A 17,385-nucleotide genomic window follows, 5' to 3' on the forward strand; every position below is an offset into this window, starting at 1 on the left:
TGTTGAGAATTCTTATTTTTTATCGTCTGAATTTTTCGCTTCTTGAGACATTTTTCTTAATTAATTTTTCAAACTTGGCCTGCTTTGTGCTGAAACACTGTTAGATAAAAAAATTTAACAGGTTTTTGACGTTATTTATTCTGTTACACCGCTGGTTGGTGTCAGTGACAAGAAACCGCCAGAGGGCTAAGGAGTAACCAATGGAAGTCAGATCAGATATTACTCAAGTACTGTCGCAAATGCGCCAGATGAGAAGTCAGGTTCAGGAACAGTCCAAGCAGAGTGTTGAGCTTGGGCAGCTGGGTGAAATCAATAAGCCAAGAGAAGTCCAAAAAGATGATGCTCCTGAGTTTTCTCAGTTGCTGAAAATGGCGGTTGATCAGGTGAATGAAACTCAGATGCAAGCATCCAGTTTGGCTACTGCCTATGAAAAAGGTGATCCGAGCGTGGATATTCCTGAAGTTATGATCGCGGCGCAAAAGGCCAGCGTTGCATTCCAGGCAATGACTCAGGTGAGAAATAAACTCATCAGCGCATATGAAGAGATCATGAAAATGCCTATCTAACTGTCAATATCAGTTAGATAGGGGTTTGAATTAGGAATTAGGGAAAGAGGTCGTTGTTGTAGGGTCAGCCTCAATAACAGAATCCTGAAAACATAAGGTATCAGAGAATGGCAACGGTATCAGCAGATGCAACATCAGGTGGACTACCGGCAGAGGTAGGAAACACTGACGTCGCGCAGCCAAGAAGCTCCGCATCAATGCAGAATCAGCAGCAGGCAATGGGAAATACAGGGTTAAGTGAGCTTGAGTCGATTGATGCTCCAATGGCTAAACCTATGCATCCATTGGTCGCAGGTTTTGAGCGTTTAGGTGTAATGCGTCAAGCAGGTTTAATCATTGGTTTAGCTGCGAGTATCGCGATGGCAGTTGCTATGGTGATGTGGACACAGGAAGAGACTTATAAGCCGCTCATTAATGACTTTGGTCGTTATGATACCGATGAGGTGATGGAAATTCTTGATCAGGCGACCATTAAATATCACGTTGACCCAAACACGGGGATGCTGATGGTTAAGAGCGAGCAATTCGCTCAGGCTCGTTTGAAACTGGCAGCACAAGGTATCACTGAAACACAAGCAATGGGATATGAGCTGCTTGATAAAGAGCAGGCGTTGGGTACCAGCCAGTTCATGGAGACGACAAAATATCGTCGTAGTTTGGAAGGCGAGTTGGCGCGTACCATCACCAGCATGAACCAGGTTAAAAGTGCTCGCGTGCACCTAGCCATTCCTAAGCGTTCTGTATTTGTACGTGATAGCAGAAAACCGACGGCTTCGGTATTCCTTGAGTTGTACGCCGGGCGTGCGTTATCTCGTGAGCAATCGACCGCTATCGTCAATATGGTTGCGTCCAGTATTCCTGAAATGAAGCCGGAAGATGTAACCGTTGTAGATCAAAAGGGCCGGTTGCTGTCTATTAAGGATGAAGACTCAGATTTGGCCATTGCTTCGAAACAGTTTGATTACACAAGAAAACTGGAAGACACATTATCGCGTCGAATTTACAGTATTCTTGAACCTATTGTTGGTGGTCAAAACTTTAAGGCTGAAGTAGCCGCAGATGTCGACTTTACCACCCGTGAACAAACAGAGGAGCAATACAACCCGGATCTGCCAGCATTGCGTTCTGAACAAGTACTCGATGAGAAGAAAGTGGGTGGAATTGAAGGCGGGATTCCGGGGGCGTTATCCAATCAGCCTCCGGGTGAAGTCAGTGTTCCGGAAATTGCCGGTAATGGTGAGCAAGGACAATCTCAAGTTCCAACGAACACGCGCAAACAAGCAACACGTAACTATGAACTTGATCGTGTTATCAGCTATACCAATCACGAGTTGGGTAAAGTGCGTCGTTTGAGTGTTGCAGTTGCTGTTAATGATCTGTTATTGCCTGATCCGGATACCGGTGATCTGAAACGTACTGCCTGGACTCAGGAAGAGATCGATCGATTGACTATATTAATTAAAGACGCAGTTGGTTATCAGGCTGCTCGTGGCGATAGTGTAACTGTTATTAATAGTCCGTTCCTTCCTGATGAAGATACTGCCTTGGAAGAGCAGCCGTTTTACGCTCAACAATGGTTCTGGGATAGCTTTATCAAACCGGCACTGGCCTTCTTGTTTGTTGTTCTGATTGCATTGCTAGTGATCAGACCAACCCTGAGAAACCTAAGTGGTCGGGATGATGACAGTACGCTTGATGATGAATTAGATGCGGATCTGGCAGCTCTGGAAGCGTCCAGTGAAGATATGGGGGATGATCTGGTGTCCTTAACAGGTGGCGATTCCATACTACCAGGACCATCGGAAGGTTTCGAACGACAACTGAATGCTTTGAAGGCGCTTATTGCTGAAGATCCTCAGCGAGTGGCTCAAGCAGTGAAAGGCTGGATTAACGACGATGAGTAATGATTTACCTGATGTTTCAGGCATGCCAAAAATTGAACGTGCAGCCATCCTGATGATGACTCTGGGTGAGTCGGATGCTGCGGAAATTCTTAAGCACATGGGGCCTAAAGAAGTTCAGGCAATCGGCAGTGCCATGTCAAAGATTCCTACCGTAAAAAGGAATGTTGTCGAAGCTGTAGTGACCAGTTTCATTGAAGATGTAGGCATGCATACCGGTCTCGGTATCGGTTCGGACGACTACATCAAGAGCATGTTGACTCAGGCCCTTGGTGAAGAAAAAGCCAATGGCTTGATCGATCGAATCCTGATGGGTGGTAACACCAAAGGATTGGATACCCTTAAGTGGATGGATGGCCGTTCTGTGCACGATATTATCAAGTACGAACACCCGCAGATTCAGGCCATTGTAATTGCCTATCTGGACCCGGATCAGTCAGCCGAAGTGTTGGGCTTGTTTGATGAGAAACAACGACTCGACATCATTCTACGTGTGTCGGCATTGGAAGCGGTACAGCCAAGCGCGCTTTTGGAGCTGAACTCAATTCTGGAGAAACAGTTCTCTGGTACGGCAGGTGGTCAGACCGCGTCTATGGGTGGTGTGAAGTGTTCTGCCAATATTATGAACATGATGGACAGCTCTATCGAAGCCGATCTTATGGATGCCATTAAAGAAGTGGATGAAGAACTTGGTAATCAGATTGAAGATCTTATGTTCGTCTTTGATAACCTGGTGGATGTGGACGATCGTGGTATTCAGGCTCTTCTTCGTGAAATTCAGTCGGATTCACTGATTGTTGCATTGAAAGGTGCCGACGACAGTGTGAAAGACAAGTTCCTCAAGAACATGTCAAAACGTGCTGGCGAGCTGCTTATGGACGACCTTGAAGCGAAAGGCCCTGTTCGCGTTAGTGAAGTGGAAACGGCGCAGCGTGAAATTCTGGCAACGGCTCGTCAAATGGCGGAAGCAGGTGAGATTGTTCTGGGCGGAGCAGAAGACATGGTGTAGTTGGGTAACTAGCCCGTGTTTTGTGAATATCCTGCGATGTTCAGAGAAAGGCCAGGAATCTTTTCTGCAAAGGAGGGAGAACTGGCCTTTTTTATTGCTGACAGTACTTTCAGTGTTTTGGTGGCAAGCGAGCCAGGCTAAGCGGTTTAGACGGGTGAACATAAAGAAATTACGGCGACATTAAATTGGCAGTCAAACCTGTCACGATCTTTGCATTTAGTAAGGTATTGATTTCAATTGAGTCAATTTTTAGTGGTAGCCCCGCATGTGCGGTGACTTGAGATCACAAAGAAAAGTCAGTATTCCAGATGCTTTTCCTTGTTCGTTGTAAGAAAGGTGCTCTATGACCAACAAAAACAATATCGGCCGTATTCCTGAAACAGGAGCGATGACAGCGTACGAGCGCTGGGAATTGCCGTCTTTGGACGATCGGGATGAAGCGGCCAATGAGATTGAGATAGAGCCGGTTACAGCGGAAGAAGTTGATCAGATTCGACAAGAAGCGTATCAGGACGGCTTTTCACAAGGTCAGGAGAAAGGCTACCAAGAAGGATTCTCCAAAGGTGAGCAAGAGGGGCAGGCCCAAGGACTGGCCAAAGGTACGGAAGACGGTCATAAGCAAGGTTTTGAAAAAGGTCAGAAAGAAGGGTTAGCTACGGGTCAGACAGAGATTCAAGCGGAGGTCAAAAAACTGGCGGACATTATGTCTCAGTTTGATCAGCCATTAGCTGATATTGGCCCGGATGTGCAGGCGTCATTATTGAATGTTATTACCGCTGTTAGCCGTACGGTCATCCATCGTGAATTACAGACCGACTCGTCACAAGTGTCTGACTTATTGAAGCAAGGTTTGAATCAGATGGACTCGATTCGAGATCAACTCGAAGTGACAGTGAATCCTGCTGATCTGATTCAAATTGAAAACGCCGCAGAAGAGGCGGGAGCTGAATGGAAAATTACCGCTGATGACAGCATTCTACCTGGCGGCTTAAAGCTCAAGAGTGGCCCTTCATTAGTCGATCTCACGGCTGAACACCGATTTCAGCAGGCTATTTTAAATTTATTGGGCAGAACCGATTGGGCTATTGATTTAGCAGCGGATCAAGCGGATGACGTTCAGAAGAATTTATCCTCGTTAGCAGACGGGTATGACGTACCTGATCTTGCTTCGGATACGACAAACCAAGACATTGAGCCTGATACTGGATCAGATGAATTGCCTGTATCTGAAGAAATGATTGCTCAAGATGACAATTCAGATCAGGTTAGCTTAGAAGGTGATGCAGATTCCGAGAATCCTACAGAACCAGAAGCCAGTGTTGAATTAGATAACCGTGCTCAGTTGGAAGAAACGACCCCGGAACAAGCACTTTCAGAGCAAGCGCTACCAGAACAAGCGCTATCAGAACAAGCGCTATCAGAAGAAACAACCTTGGCAGGCGAAACTGCTGATGAGGCAGGTCTTTCAGACGCCCAAACGGCTGAGTCTGTGAGTACAGACGCAACTGAGTCCGAGTCTATTGTTTCTGAACCTAATGTTTCCGAACCTAATGTTTCCGAACCAGGTGATTCAGAACAAGACGTTTTAGAAACGGTGATGGATGATGCACAAGAGGCGCTTTCCGAAGAACCACAAAGTTCGGCTGTTTCAGAAGAGCAAATGCCAGTTGATGATTCTGACGATGTAATGCCGGAAGCTGATCAAGAAACGGATGATGTTCCTTCCATGCTTCAAGAGGGGGAGTCGGAAGGCGTTTCTGATCATGCTCAAGTGATCGATCATGAAGGCGAAGATACCGATGTCTTTGAATTCGATGCATCCTCACATGACGAGAATACAACCGTTTACCCTGAAAACCAGAAAGTTTCAGATTTAATGGCTCAAGAAGAAATGTCTTCAATGGCGCAAGAGTCTTTAGCAGACGATGATTCTGCAATCGATCTTCTTGATGCAAACGACCAAGCGAGTTATTCAAACGAATCAGCTGTAACGGATTCATTAGCGGCTGACACTATGTCTAGAGATGGATTGTCTACAGATGGATCGTCTACTGGTATAGAGTCTGCTGAGATAGAGGCCCCTGAGGTTAAATCAATGATGCAACCACAAACACAAAATACTGGGTTTGCGGCGTTTGGTTGGCAAACGTCACAAGCTCAACAAGCACAGGCTCATGCCCAAGCGATGAATCAACAGGCTCAACAGGCTCAGATGCAAGCTCAAGCGGCGACAGCACAGGCCCAGCAAGCTCAAATGCAGGCGCATCATGCACAAGCTCAGGCTCAACAGGCTCAGGCGCAAGCCCAAGCTCAAGCTCAAGCACAGGCCCAAGCGATGAGTCAGCAAATGCAGCAGGGGCATATGAACTATCAGCCTCAATACATGCCTCAACAACCTATGATGGGACAGCCAATGCAACCTGGTATGCCGATGCAGCAAGGTTATCCGCAGCAAGGTGGTTATCCTATGCAGCCTCAAATGGGTCAAATGCAACCTCAACCGATGCAGCCAGGGCAATGGGGAACGTATCAGGGGATGCCTGTTCAGCCAGTGCCATTAGTACCTGCCCAGCAAGGAAATTTCAGTGCCTTTAGTTATTCCACGCCTGGTCAAGGTGGGAACCAGCCGACGCAAGGCTTTGCTGCTTATCCTTATCCAGTGCTGTAGCCGGGAAGAGTGACGTTCAATGACTGATTTACTGACTTTTCTTGAGGATGCACAAGGGCGTGTCGCTGAAACCCAAGTCTTAGGTACTGAGGGACGCCTGATTCGCATGGTAGGAATGACCATCGAAGCTGCCGGATGTACTGCTACCGTTGGGGACCACTGCGTAGTTGTGTCTGGGGGCGGAAAACATGTTGAAGCAGAGGTCGTTGGTTTTGCAGAAGGTCGGTTGTTTTTGATGCCAACCGAATCAACCGTCGGTTTAAAGCCTGGCGACAAGGTGATTCCATTGCCTGGTCAAAGTAAGATTCCTGTCGGTTTTGGCCTATTGGGTCGTGTTTTGAATGGTGTGGGCCAACCTCTGGATGGAAAAGGCGCGCTTGATTCCAGTGATGAAGTACCATTGGTTGGGGATATTATTAACCCGTTAGCCCGTCGTCCCATTCGCGAGCCATTAGATGTTGGCATTCGTGCGATTAATTCATTACTTACCGTTGGAAAAGGCCAGCGGATTGGTTTGTTCGCCGGTTCTGGTGTGGGTAAGAGTGTGTTGTTGGGCATGATGACCAAACACACCAAAGCCGACATTACGGTGGTTGGACTCATCGGGGAGCGGGGACGAGAAGTAAAAGAATTTATCGATGAAATTCTTGGTGAGGAAGGCTTGGCCAGATCGGTCGTCATTGCGTCACCGGCGGATGATTCGCCGCTCATGCGCTTGAGGGCTGCAATGCTAACTACGGCCATTGCTGAATTTTATCGTGATCAAGGCAAGGATGTTCTTCTGTTGATGGATTCTTTGACTCGATACGCCCAAGCTCAGCGTGAAATTGCATTGTCTGTGGGTGAACCTCCGGCAACGAAAGGTTATCCGCCCAGTGTGTTTGCAAAAATCCCTCAGTTGGTTGAGCGGGCTGGTAACGGAGATGACCAGGGTGGCTCGATTACTGCGTTTTATACCGTATTGACCGAAGGCGACGATCAGCAAGATCCTATTGCTGATGCTTCTCGTGCGATTCTGGACGGTCACGTTGTGCTGTCACGAAGCCTTGCGGAAGAAGGGCACTATCCGGCCATCGATGTAGAGGCGTCGATCAGTCGTGCGATGCCGCAAATTGTAACGGATGATCACTTGAAATCCGCACAAGGATTCAAGCAAATGTACTCCCGTTATCAACAAAACAGAGATCTCATCACCATTGGGGCGTATGCACCTGGCAGTGATCCTGAAACGGATCTTGCGATCAAACTGCATCCCGCTATGAAAGCCTTCCTTCAACAGAGTATGAAAGAAGCGCATCCATTGGAAACCAGTATTCAAGGGCTGGGCCAGTTCAGAGCGGTAGCTGCGGCACAAGGTAATATGAATCAACAGGCCACGGGTGGGCCAACCTTGCAGGGCGACGCAGCTGCTTCAGTGCAGGCGCCACAAGTCGCTCGATAACAGGAATAGATAATGAGTAAAGCTGATCGCTTGCAATTGGTTCTGGATCTTGAAAAAAAGAAAAAGGATCAGGCTGCCAAAATGTTGGCAGAAGCGATCAGTAATCTTCAGAAAGCTCAGGACTCTTTATCTCAACTGACAGAATACCGAACGGACTATTTAAACCAGGCTCAGGAAATTGGTAAGCAAGGTGTCAGTGCAATCGACTTTCGTAACCGTCAGCGTCTGGCGGATCGTATCATGGGCGCAATGGAAGGGCAGGCCCAGTCTATAAATTTGTATGAACGCCAGCTGGAACAAGTTCGCAAACATTACGAGAAGGTTTATGCCCGAGTGCGCTCGATTGAATTATTGATTGAAAAATCAATAATGGAGGAGGAGCGCAAAGAAAATGTTCGCGAACAAAAAATGCTGGACGACTTTTCTCAAGCTCAAGCCTTCAGACGAAGAACTGAGATAAATTAATAAAGATATCTTTTCCCCCGCCGATAGCCAGTTCAGATATGGCTCACTTTGAAAAACAGCTTCTGTTGCTATGTCTACCTAGAAAATCAAGGATTTGTGACTAGACTAAGTTAGGTTGCATTGAGGAATAACTGCCTGAGGAGCCACCAACGTGCCCGATCTTTTTCAGATTGATGCTGGAGAAAAGCTACACATTTCAGTTGTGGAACGTTTACATGAACAACTGGAATTGGCTTTAAGTAATCATCAGTCCGTTGAATTGGACGTCTCTAAGGTTGCACAGACCGACACTGCCAGTTTGCAGCTGTTATATGCATTTAAGGTAGCATCGGAAAAAGCAGGTTTGAGACTTGTGTTGTTGAATCCTACGGAGTCCGTATCTTCAAGTGTAAAGTTACTAGGGTTGAATTCATTGTTGGGAAGTACTGATTGAATAACTTTAAAGGAATCAGGTTGTTCAAAAAGATGTTTAGGCAAGACTTTGATCACTAGGTAAGTGATTTATTGATATTACGTGTGGTGTCCACACGATATGAAAGGAGCTGAATAAATGCCGAAAATTTTAGCTGTAGATGATTCTGCCTCAATGAGACAAATGGTGACCTTTACTTTAAAAGGTGCCGGCTTTGAGGTTGAAGAAGCGGCGGATGGGCAACAAGCGTTAGCTAAGGCTAAGCAGGGTAGTTTTGACCTGGTTTTGTCTGACGTAAATATGCCTGTTATGGACGGTATTCAATTAGTTAAGGAATTGAGAACCTTATCTGAATATAAATTTACCCCAATTTTGATGCTTACCACTGAGTCGGCAGGCGACAAAAAAATGGAAGGTAAACAAGCCGGTGCCACCGGTTGGATCGTAAAACCTTTTAACCCCGATCAGCTGCTTAATACCATTAAGAAAGTATTGGGGTAAACGGACTTTCCTGTTGAAAGGGAGGAAGAATGAGTATAGATCTCAGTCAGTTTCACCAGGTCTTCTTTGAAGAAAGCTTTGAAGGTCTGGATTCTATGGAAGAGGGGCTGTTAGATCTTAACCCCGATGACTTCGATGTAGAAACCATCAATACTATTTTTCGGGCAGCTCATTCTATTAAGGGGGGCGCAGGTACATTCGGTTTTCAGGTGGTTGCTGAATTTACCCATGTGGTTGAAACCCTTCTTGATGAAATTCGTGCTGGTTCTCGTACGCTTGAAGCGCCTCATATTGATCTTCTTCTGAGATCAGTGGATTGTCTACGAGAAATCATGAACTCCCTTCAGGATGGCGAAGAGCCTGATATGTCTTTGGCTGACGAATTGAAAGTCAGTTTTGAAGCTGTATTGGCAGGAGAGACTCCTGCTGAGGCGGAAATACCGGAGGAGCCACCTGCGTTATCTCCTGACCAGCCTTCTAACGGTTATTGGGCCATATACTTCAAGCCTGATGCCGATGTCTTACGAACGGGCAATGAACCAGTTCGAATGTTTCGTGAGCTTGAGAGCTTGGGTGCATTCAAGGCTGAAGCGGTTGTCTGTGATATACCTGAGCTTGGCCAATTAGATCCTGAGTCTTGTTATTTGGCATGGAATCTCACTGTAGAAGGGGGAAGTCGTGCTGAAGTGGATGAAGTATTTGAGTGGGTCATCGATGAGTCGGAATTATCCATACGTTGGGTCGATGGTACGTCTGAAACGTCAGTCACTTCTACTGACACCGCCTCTGATTCTGTCGTTCAATCTGCTGATGGAGTGGTGACTGAAGATACTGAAACTTCAGCCGGTGATAATACTCCTTACGAAATTGTTCCTGAAGCTCCTGTTCTTGGTGCTCCTGTTCTTGATGCAGCGGTCGCAGAAGAGTCCATTGGTAATGATGATGTGGCTAATGCTGCATCACCAGAGGCTGGCGCGGCGACACCTGAACCACAGAAAGCCGTCGTATCCGCAGAAGAAAACTCTAGCGGTGATGCGAAACCGGCTAAAAAATCCACCGCTAAGTCCTCTGAAACCACTTCTATTCGGGTGGGGATCGATAAGATTGATAGCTTGATCAATATGGTCGGGGAATTAGTCATCACCCAATCAATGCTGGGTCAGCTCGGTTCAAGTTTTGACATGGACAAGCTGGTTCGTCTGCAAGAAGGGCTGGCTCAGCTCGAACATAATACGCGTGAGCTTCAGGAAAGTGTCATGCGAATTCGTATGTTACCGATCAGTTTTTGTTTCAGTCGTTTCCCTCGCTTGGTACGTGATTTAAGTAAGCAAATGAATAAGAAAATTGATCTTGTTCTGTTAGGGGAAAATACCGAGCTTGATAAAACCGTGATGGAGAAGATTGGTGATCCGATGGTTCACCTGATTCGAAATTCTTTGGATCACGGAATCGAAATGCCAGAAGAGCGTACTGCCGCAGGTAAACCTGAAACTGGCACGATTACCCTCAATGCCTTTCATCAGGGCGGAAATATTGTCATCCAAATTATTGACGATGGTAAGGGATTAGATCGAGATCGAATTCTAAGCAAAGCCGTTGAACGAGGGTTAATTTCCGAATCGGATCGTCTCAGTGACGATCAAATCAATGAGCTTATTTTCCACCCAGGATTTTCCACGGCAGACAAGATTTCTGACATCAGTGGTCGGGGTGTGGGAATGGATGTGGTTCGACGGAATATTCAGGAACTTAATGGCTCTGTGGAAGTGGAGTCTACTCCGGGTGAAGGCTCTACCTTTACGATTCGCTTACCACTGACTCTGGCTATTCTGGATGGTCAGCTGGTTCGGGTTGGTAAAGAGGTGTTCATTCTGCCGTTGGTTTCAATCATTGAATCCCTTCAGGTCGACCTCGGTATGATCAACAACGTGGGCGGTCAAAGTGAAGTGCTGAGACTGAGAGACGAATATGTCCCCATCGTTAAGTTACATGAATTACTGAATGTCGAGCCGGATAATTACGAATTAGAAAATGGTTTGCTGGTGGTAGTAGAAGCAGATAACTCCAAAGTTGGGCTGTTTGTTGATGATCTACTGGCTCAGCAACAAGTGGTAATCAAAAGTCTGGAACAAAATTACCAACGAGTGGAAGGCATCTCCGGCGCAACTATTTTAGGGGACGGTAAGGTTGCGTTAATTGTTGATATTTCAGGCGTTTTAAAAATGGCAAGTCAGAATAATGGCCGTTTGAAAAATAAAGATCATCAAGCGGCTTGATAGGGAAGGAAAACGATGAGTGATCAAGCGTTAAGTAATGTAGCGAGTGCTCCGTCAAATGAAGATGTGGAAACTGCGTTGGGAGCAAATGATGCTGCTACGGATCAGTATCTGACTTTCATTATGGCAAATGAGGAATACGGCGTAGATATTCTGAGTGTTCAGGAAATCCGGGGTTGGGAGGCGGCCACGCCTATCCCAAACAGTCCGGACTTTGTGAAAGGCGTGATCAATCTCAGGGGAACCATTGTTCCGATCATTGATCTGCGGCTCAGGTTTGGTCTGAATCAGGCTGACTATGGTCCTATGACTGTAGTGATTGTACTTAAAGTCGCTAACGACAAGGGAAATAAAGTAATTGGTATTGTGGTTGATGCTGTTTCGGATGTGTATTCACTGAGCTCTGAAGATATGCGGCAGCCACCAGAGATGGGAGATCAGGTGAACACCTCTTTCATCAAAGGACTGGTGGATGTTCAAGGCAAAATGGTCATTCTTCTGAATATCGATGTTTTGCTTAATCTAAAAGAATTGCCTGATGTGGATACACTGAAAAAAATCGTCACTGACTAATTCTAATAACGACAAAACACTAATGAAAATAAAGCTTTGGCCGATGACTTCTTAAACGAACTCAATTTTCGTTTTGGGGTAATGGGATACTCAACGTCTATCATCTTGATGATCCCAAATGCTGTGCTCAAAAAGATAATACTCTCTTAGAAAGAGATGTCATGGAGTTCACTGGAAGATCAGCTGGATAGGGGATCAAGATGGAAATGACTACCACTCAACACAAAGAGCCGGCTTATAACCGGTTATTTCTACCTCGACTGCGATTGAATAGCGCTAAGATTTATCGTGGTTTTAATACTCGCACTCCAGTTACCTCCACGTCAGCTTCTTAAGGAGAAGATAATGAGTTGGTTTAAATCTCTTTTTAACAACGCTCAAGCTGAGGAAGAACTGGTAAGAGTTCGGGCTAAAGCAGAAGAACAGGCAAAAGAACTGGCAAGAGCAGAAGAACAAGCAAAAGCGAATCTGGGTATCAAACTGGCTTTGGATAAATGTCAGGCCAATGTCATGTTCGCGAATACGGACTTAGTGATTACCTACGTCAATGAGTCAGTGAAAAGGATGTTGGCTGAGCGAGAAACTAAGCTCAGATCTGTTTTACCGAATTTTAGTGTATCGACTCTTCTCGGAACCTGTGTTGATGATTTTCATAAAAATCCGGCCCATCAGCGTTCGATGCTTGAGCGTTTAACTACGCCGTATAACACCAAACTGAAACTTGCTGGCTTGACCTTTGATCTGATCGCTACACCCGTGTTGTCCGAAGACGGTAGCCGACTCGGTACTGTGGTTGAGTGGAATGACATTACCGACCAATTGGCCCGTGAAGAGCAAGAACGTGAAGTCGCAATGGAAAATGCGGGCATCAAAATGGCGTTGGATACCTGTCAAGCAAACGTCATGTACGCTAATACCGATTTAGTCATTACCTATCTCAACGATTCCGTGAAGGAAATGCTGAAAGAGCGTGAAGCTAAACTGAAATCAGTGCTTCCGGGTTTCAGTGTGAATTCCTTGATTGGTACGTGTGTTGACGATTTTCATAAAAATCCGGCCCATCAACGTGGGTTATTGTCTGATTTGAAAGAAGCCTACAACACTCGTTTAAACCTTGCGGGATTAACGTTTGATTTGATTGCATCGCCGGTAATTGATAAAGACGGCACTCGTTTAGGCACGGTTGTTGAGTGGAATGATATTACCGATGAACTTGCCAAACGCGAAGAAGAACAACGTGTGGCTGAAGAAAACCTTCGTGTTAAACAGGCTTTAGATTCCGTGTCAGCAAATGCCATGGTGGCTGATGGTGATGGCAATATTGTGTATGCCAATAATGCCGTTTTAGGCATGTTGAGAAATGCGGAAGTCGATGTTCGTAAAGCCTTACCTAACTTCTCTGCGGATAAAGTGATTGGTAGTAACTTTGACCAGTTCCATGCGAACCCTGCTCATCAACGTAATCTGCTTTCATCATTAAAGTCTACCTATAACACGGAAATTGAAGTCGCTGGGCGGACCTTTTCATTAATTGCCAATCCAATTAATAACGATAATAACGAACGCATCGGAACCGTTGTTGAGTGGAATGACCGTACAGATGAAGTGAAAGCGGAAGGTGAGATTCGAAACCTTATTAATTCTGCGGCAACCGGTAATCTGGCCGTTCGTCTTGAGACGGAAGGTAAGGAAGGGTTCTTCCGGGTGATCAGTGACGGTTTGAATGAGCTTGTCTCCATTGCCGAAGGGGTCATTAATGATGTAGCTCGGGTACTGGATGCCATGTCGCATGGTAATTTGACCGAGATTATTGATAAGGATTACGAGGGCATCTACGACAAGCTGAAACAAGATGCGAATCAAACAACACAAAAACTTTCTGAAATTATTGGTCAAATTCGCCAGTCTTCTGTGAATGTGTCTTCAGCGGCTGATGAGATTGCTCAAGGTAATGCGGACTTAAGTCAGCGAACCGAAGAGCAAGCTTCTTCTCTTGAAGAAACCGCATCCAGTATGGAGGAGATGACCAGTGCCGTTAAGCAGTCTGCTGATAACGCGATGGAAGCCAGCCGTTTGGCTGACGAAGCCAAAGTGAAAGCGCAGGAAGGCGGTGATGTCGTTAGTAATGCGGTAAGTGCGATGGAAGAAATCAATGTCGCCAGTAAAAAGATTTCAGACATTATTGGTGTCATTGATGAGATTGCCTTCCAGACGAACCTATTGGCACTGAATGCGGCGGTTGAGGCGGCAAGAGCTGGTGAACAAGGCCGAGGATTTGCGGTTGTTGCTGGCGAAGTTCGTAATCTGGCACAACGCTCAGCCGGTGCTGCAAAAGAAATTAAAGACCTGATTCGTGACAGCGTAACCAAAGTGGAAGACGGAACCGCACTTGTTAACGAGTCCGGTAATACCTTGTCAGAAATCGTAAATGCGGTTGAACGAGTTACTTCTATGGTGTCGGATATCTCTAATGCGGCCCAGGAACAGACTTCAGGTATTGATCAGGTTAATACGGCTGTGAGTCAGATGGATGAAATGACCCAACAGAATGCGGCATTGGTTGAAGAGGCGTCTGCGGCGGCAGAGGCGATGGCTGAGCAGTCTCGCAAAATGTCCAATTTGGTGGGCTTCTTTAATCTGCTGGATTCCTCACACCCTCATACCGCTCGCATTGACACAACTGTCCCGTTAAGTGCACCGGTGAAGCAAACTGTGGTAGCCAGTGGCGGAACACCCGCAGGTGTTAGCGTAACGAATGCAGATGATGAGTGGGATGAATTCTGATTTAAGGGATTAAGGTAAAGCTACGGGAAAGGCCTTCACTGAGTGGTTGTGTGAATGTATTTGAATACAGCAATGTTCACACAACCTTCAATGAGGGCCTTTTTTGATGGTATAAGACGTTGAGGGTCGATCGTGAGCCATAAGCATCGAGAATTTCCAATGACAGACAGCAACTTTGCGCACATTCGCGAAGTGGCTTATCAACGAACTGGGATAGTCTTAGGTGATCATAAGCGGGAAATGGTATACAGCCGATTAGCGCGTCGCTGTCGCGCTTTAGGTGCTTCTAATTTTGATGAATACATTCGTATTTTAGAAATGTCGGATGGCGATGAACTGAGCCATTTTGTGAATTCCATAACGACCAATCTGACCTCTTTTTTCCGTGAACAACATCATTTTGAATTTTTACTTGAGACCGTGCTTCCCGATGTGTTCGAAGCTAATACAGCGTCCCGTCGCGTCAGAATCTGGTCGGCGGGGTGCTCTACTGGTGAAGAGCCGTATTCCATTGCCATTACTCTTCACAAGTTTCTACAAAAGAATGCCGTCAGGTACAGAAGTTGGGATGTAAAGATCTTAGCAACCGACCTGGATTCGAATGTATTGGCTCATGGTAAAAGAGGCGTCTATCATATATCAGGTTCCGATGGTTTAAGTACTGAAGATCGTCGGGAATACTTTGATGAGTTGGATCAAGGAAACAATCATGAACTGATTGCAAAAGACAAAATCAGAAACATGATTACATTTAACCGACTAAACTTACTTCATAAGTGGCCAATGAAAGGTCAGTTTGATGTGATCTTTTGTCGCAACGTTGTTATCTACTTTGATAAAAGCACTCAAAAAGTATTGTTTGATCGTTATGCCAATGTATTAAAAGATCCTGGGTATTTGATGATAGGGCATTCGGAGAATCTTCACCGAGTGACAGACCGATTCAAAGCATTAGGTGGTACTCGGTATAAGAAAATTTCTTAAGGAGCATTTATGCTTTGTAGTCTAAAGGAACGCCCTGAGCTGCCTCCTGTGCTACCAGGATTTGATCATATTAAGCGCTTCTGGGACCCAAAGCATCAAGTCTATGTTGCCAAGATTCTTCCTGGTGAATTCTATGTCTCCGGTGCGGGCGAGGTGATTTCTACCGTTCTGGGGTCGTGTGTATCTGCATGTGTCCGAGATCCTGTCTTAAGGATCGGAGGTATGAATCACTTTATGTTGCCTGTGCATGGAGGTCATTCTTCCGTTGAATGGGAAGGTGCGCCGATCAGTAGTGAAACCCGTTACGGTAACTGGGCAATGGAATATCTAATTAATGAGCTTTTGAAAGCAGGTGCAGCGAGAGATCGGCTTGAGATCAAAGTGTTTGGTGGCGGTCAGGTGTTAGCGAATATGACCGACGTTGGCGCCAAAAATATCCATTTCATCGAAACTTATCTGGCAAGTGAAGGGATGAAAATCATGGCGAGGGATCTTGGAGGCGTTCAGCCCCGAAAAGTCATGTATTTCACTGATACGGGCAAAGTGCTTGTCAAGCGTATTACTAGAGTCTCTAACGACACTATCGCCTCTCGTGAGCGTGACTACATGCGCCGAATTGATCATGATATCGGTGATACGAAACAAGGCAGTATTGAGCTTTTTGATTAAATTATCTCTACAGAGTTCTGTGTTTTTAGGTAATGTGTTTTAAAGGCATGTGTTTTTAAAGGCTAGGTGTGAATGCAAAAAATTAGGGTTTTGATCGTTGATGATTCAGCCTCAGTAAGAAGTGTTTTGCAAAAGGTGTTGATGTCAGATCCTGAGATTGAAGTGGTCGGGGCAGCAGAAGACCCTTATGTCGCACGTGAACTGATTAAAAAATTAAACCCGGATGTATTAACGCTGGATATTGAAATGCCCAAAATGGACGGTATCTCGTTTCTGAGAAACTTGATGCGTTTACGTCCAATGCCTGTGGTTATGGTTTCTACTCTGACCGAACAGGGGGCACCTCTGACACTGGAAGCCATTGAAATAGGTGCCGTGGACTACATCGCGAAACCTCAGGTTGCGACAGATCTTATCCAGGGTAGTTACGTCCAGGAAATTTGCTCTAAGGTAAAAACGGCTGCGAATGCAAATGTTCGTCAATACAGTAAGGATGCTGCGCCTAAGAGTAGCCTGAAAGTTCCGGAACATATCAGCAGCCGTCTCGATCTGGCCCGGGTGATTGGCATAGGTGCTTCAACTGGCGGTACTGAGGCTGTTAAGGAAGTATTGGTTCGCATGCCTGAAGTTTGTCCTCCTATCATCATTAGTCAGCACATCCCTGCGGGGTTTAGTAAGTCTTTTGCTGAGCGCGTGGATTCGGTGAGTAAGATTCATGTCAAAGAAGCTGAAGAAGGTGACAAGCTGGAGCCTGGACTCGCTTTAATCGCACCGGGCGATCGTCATTTAGTGCTTAAGCGTCGTGGCGTGAACTATTTTGCCAGTCTGGATGACGGTGAGCGCGTTAATCTTCATAAGCCTTCGGTTGAAGTTATGTTTGATTCGATGAATATGGTGACTAAAGGGAATTGTGTGGCCGCCATGTTGACAGGAATGGGGGCTGACGGTGCCCAGGCGATGCTCAGATTAAAAAAGAATGGCGTTAACACCTTTGCTCAGGATGAGGCCACTTCTGTAGTGTGGGGGATGCCTGGCGCGGCGGTTAAGTTGGGTGCAGTTGATCGGGAAGTCGCATTGCCGAACATGACGCAGGCGATTTTAAAGTCTTGTTTGAAATAAGATTTTCTATTTTTTCA

General features: G+C 46.0%; 14 protein-coding genes. All 14 read left to right on the forward strand.

What is annotated here, in order from left to right; all coding sequences use genetic code 11:
* The first annotated feature begins 200 nt into the window (after nt 1–200).
* The 14 genes from fliE to QQL66_RS14290 all read left to right on the forward strand — a co-directional run bounded on the left by fliE (nt 201) and on the right by QQL66_RS14290 (nt 17,368).
* Nucleotides 201–566, forward strand: coding sequence for a flagellar hook-basal body complex protein FliE (gene fliE / locus QQL66_RS14225; protein ID WP_284382288.1), 366 nt, complete (start codon nt 201–203; stop codon nt 564–566).
* Between the two features lie 107 nt (nt 567–673).
* Nucleotides 674–2,470, forward strand: a complete 1,797-nt coding sequence (fliF, locus tag QQL66_RS14230) for a flagellar basal-body MS-ring/collar protein FliF (RefSeq protein WP_284382290.1) — start codon at nt 674–676, stop codon at nt 2,468–2,470.
* Nucleotides 2,463–3,476 (forward strand): flagellar motor switch protein FliG, encoded by a 1,014-nt coding sequence (fliG, locus tag QQL66_RS14235; protein WP_284382291.1) that lies wholly within the window; start codon nt 2,463–2,465, stop codon nt 3,474–3,476. The genes fliF and fliG overlap by 8 nt, the downstream gene beginning before the upstream one ends.
* Nucleotides 3,477–3,819: 343 nt before the next feature.
* Nucleotides 3,820–6,144 (forward strand): FliH/SctL family protein, encoded by a 2,325-nt coding sequence (locus QQL66_RS14240; protein ID WP_284382292.1) that lies wholly within the window; start codon nt 3,820–3,822, stop codon nt 6,142–6,144.
* Between the two features lie 19 nt (nt 6,145–6,163).
* Nucleotides 6,164–7,585 carry a flagellar protein export ATPase FliI gene (gene fliI / locus QQL66_RS14245; RefSeq protein ID WP_284382293.1) on the forward strand — a complete coding sequence of 474 codons (1,422 nt, stop codon included), beginning with the start codon at nt 6,164–6,166 and terminating at the stop codon, nt 7,583–7,585.
* A 12-nt stretch (nt 7,586–7,597) separates the two neighbouring features.
* Nucleotides 7,598–8,050 carry a flagellar export protein FliJ gene (gene fliJ, locus QQL66_RS14250; protein WP_284382294.1) on the forward strand — a complete coding sequence of 151 codons (453 nt, stop codon included), beginning with the start codon at nt 7,598–7,600 and terminating at the stop codon, nt 8,048–8,050.
* 151 nt (nt 8,051–8,201) lie between these two features.
* On the forward strand, nt 8,202–8,483 hold the full coding sequence (locus QQL66_RS14255) for an STAS domain-containing protein (RefSeq protein WP_284382295.1): 282 nt from the start codon (nt 8,202–8,204) through the stop codon (nt 8,481–8,483).
* Nucleotides 8,484–8,600: 117 nt separating this feature from the next.
* Nucleotides 8,601–8,963: a response regulator gene (locus QQL66_RS14260; RefSeq protein WP_284382297.1), complete on the forward strand. Its 363-nt coding sequence runs from the start codon at nt 8,601–8,603 to the stop codon at nt 8,961–8,963.
* 29 nt (nt 8,964–8,992) lie between these two features.
* Nucleotides 8,993–11,239 carry a chemotaxis protein CheA gene (locus QQL66_RS14265; protein WP_284382298.1) on the forward strand — a complete coding sequence of 749 codons (2,247 nt, stop codon included), beginning with the start codon at nt 8,993–8,995 and terminating at the stop codon, nt 11,237–11,239.
* A gap of 15 nt (nt 11,240–11,254) precedes the next feature.
* Complete coding sequence (locus QQL66_RS14270) at nt 11,255–11,812, forward strand: chemotaxis protein CheW (RefSeq protein ID WP_284382300.1); 558 nt, start codon at nt 11,255–11,257, stop codon at nt 11,810–11,812.
* 345 nt (nt 11,813–12,157) lie between these two features.
* The gene (locus QQL66_RS14275) at nt 12,158–14,596 is read left to right on the forward strand and encodes a methyl-accepting chemotaxis protein (RefSeq protein ID WP_284382301.1); all 2,439 of its coding nucleotides are present in this window, start codon (nt 12,158–12,160) and stop codon (nt 14,594–14,596) included.
* A 159-nt stretch (nt 14,597–14,755) separates the two neighbouring features.
* Nucleotides 14,756–15,580, forward strand: coding sequence for a CheR family methyltransferase (locus QQL66_RS14280; protein WP_284382302.1), 825 nt, complete (start codon nt 14,756–14,758; stop codon nt 15,578–15,580).
* Between the two features lie 9 nt (nt 15,581–15,589).
* Complete coding sequence (cheD, locus tag QQL66_RS14285) at nt 15,590–16,249, forward strand: chemoreceptor glutamine deamidase CheD (RefSeq protein ID WP_284382303.1); 660 nt, start codon at nt 15,590–15,592, stop codon at nt 16,247–16,249.
* A gap of 72 nt (nt 16,250–16,321) precedes the next feature.
* Nucleotides 16,322–17,368 carry a protein-glutamate methylesterase/protein-glutamine glutaminase gene (locus QQL66_RS14290; RefSeq protein ID WP_284382304.1) on the forward strand — a complete coding sequence of 349 codons (1,047 nt, stop codon included), beginning with the start codon at nt 16,322–16,324 and terminating at the stop codon, nt 17,366–17,368.
* The last annotated feature ends 17 nt before the right edge of the window (nt 17,369–17,385 follow it).

It is taken from the genome of Litoribrevibacter albus (genome assembly GCF_030159995.1).
GTDB lineage: Bacteria > Pseudomonadota > Gammaproteobacteria > Pseudomonadales > Litoribrevibacteraceae > Litoribrevibacter > Litoribrevibacter albus.